Genomic DNA, 1,828 nt, shown 5'->3' on the forward strand with positions numbered 1-1,828 from the left:
CATCTCCAGCCGATGGCGCGTATCTGTGCATCAACGTCGTGGGCATACCCGCAGAACGATGGAAAACCACGGTCACCGAATCCGAGTACGGCAACGGGTGCCGACGGCGGCACACGAAGCTCGCCGAGACGGCCAAGGAAGCCTTTGGCAGAAGACGGGGCATCTCCATCGCCATAAGTCGCTGCAAGAATCAGATAACGCTGCGCATGCGGATAGCGCGACGGGTGGAATGCCGACATGGGCGCGACGTGGACCCGATGCCCCGCGCTGCGCAATGCAGATGCCAAGGTCGCGGCAAAGCCCCAGGTGCTCCCGTTTTCGGAGCCCACCATGACGACGGTATCGGCGCGTGCGGCAGGCGCATTTGCCGGGATTCGTGGGCGGTTGCGCCATCCGGCGAGCCATACCAGCACGCCCGTCGCGGACAGGACTGCAGCACCCAGCGCCATGGCGCCCAGGAAAATCCCGAGGACCGGAGCGCCTTGAGCGGTATGGAGCATGTAGACCGTTTCCGAAACCCGCTGCCAGAACCCGAGGCCTTGCCATCCCAGCAGCTTTCCCGATCCCTGGTCGACGTATCCGACGCCGCGATCCGTCTTGAGGACATAAACGTCTTGCGGGTCATCCGCAGCGGGGAAACTCAGCTCGCGAAGCGAACTTGCCGGCAACGCGCGTAGGGCTTCCATCTCGCGCAGCGGAAAGCCCGTGCGCCCACTTGGTGATGGAGCCGCCCCAATGCTGGCCTCATCGATCGAGAGGATCTCGAAAGTTTCCGCCGACATCCAAAGCGCTGTCACCGCAGACAGCACAAGGCCGACGACCGCCACGCGCGCGATCTCGGTATGCAGACGGCCTGCAAGCGGTCCGCGCAGGCGGGCGATCCAGCGCTTCCAGCCGCCCAGGCGACGAACCGCGAGGATCGTCCCGGAAACGGCAAGAAGCAGCATTGCAAAGGCGCCGGATGCAGCGACGATGCGGCCGCTGTCGCCGAGGAAGAAAGAACGGTGCACTTCCGTGAACCAGCGGCGCACGGGATCCGGATCCGCGCTGGAAAAATCCCGACCCGTCGCCGGGTCGACCACCGCCGAACCGGGTTGCCCTCCATCGAACCACCACGCGCTGACCTGACCCGAAGGCGCGCGCCGGATCTGCTCGAGGCCCGGGTGGGCCACCTGCACGCGCGCTGCCAGATCGGCCACGGTCTGCGTTGAAGCCGGACGAATGGCACGCCCTGCTTCCAGGACGTTCACCACGGAAAGGGCCGTGCCGCTGAGGGCCGCAACGAACAGGACTAGGGACAGGACCAGTCCCACCCAGCGGTGGAAGTTGCGCATCATGCCGGCGGCCCTCGCCTCGATCTAGAGGCTGTAGCTGAGGCTTGCGACATAACGCTTCCCGGCAACGCGCGTTCCGGCACCGGCAGTGGTCAAGGGGACCGAAGCGTCCCGCGGACTGTCTTGCATGTCCTCCGCTGCGGCATCGACGTTCAGTCGGTAGCCCGCGTTGAAGAGGGCGTCCGTCAGATCCACGGTGACTCGCAGGTTCCTTCCCGCACCCACGCTGGCACCCGTGATGCCATCGATCCCCGTACGGCCACCACCACTTGCGCGATGCCAATCCGTCAGGTGCTTGTAGTACTTCGGTTTCCCGCCGGCAACCCAGAGCGTCCGCACGAATTTTCCGCTTGCATCCGTCAGGTAAAGCGCCAGATAGGCGCCATTGCCGCCGTAGTTCTTGAGCGTCGTGGTCACGGTCACCGGGCGCGCCACGGACAGTCCGGGCAGGGCTAGGGCCGCTGAAAACACCAGACAGGGGACAAGCTTCTTCA

The 1,828-nt window shown here is 65.1% G+C and carries 2 protein-coding genes; both read right to left on the reverse strand.

All coding sequences use genetic code 11. The annotated features are described in order from the left end of the window. A partial coding sequence (locus Q0X16_RS13060) for a PepSY domain-containing protein (protein WP_297835251.1) occupies positions 1-1,337 on the reverse strand: 1,337 nt, incomplete at its 3' end. A 21-nt stretch (positions 1,338-1,358) separates the two neighbouring features. Then, positions 1,359-1,828: DUF2271 domain-containing protein (locus Q0X16_RS13065; RefSeq protein WP_297835253.1), on the reverse strand; the 470-nt coding region annotated here is incomplete at its 5' end.

Origin of the sequence: Thermomonas sp., assembly GCF_025993755.1 — a bacterium.
Classification (GTDB): Bacteria; Pseudomonadota; Gammaproteobacteria; order Xanthomonadales; family Xanthomonadaceae; genus Thermomonas.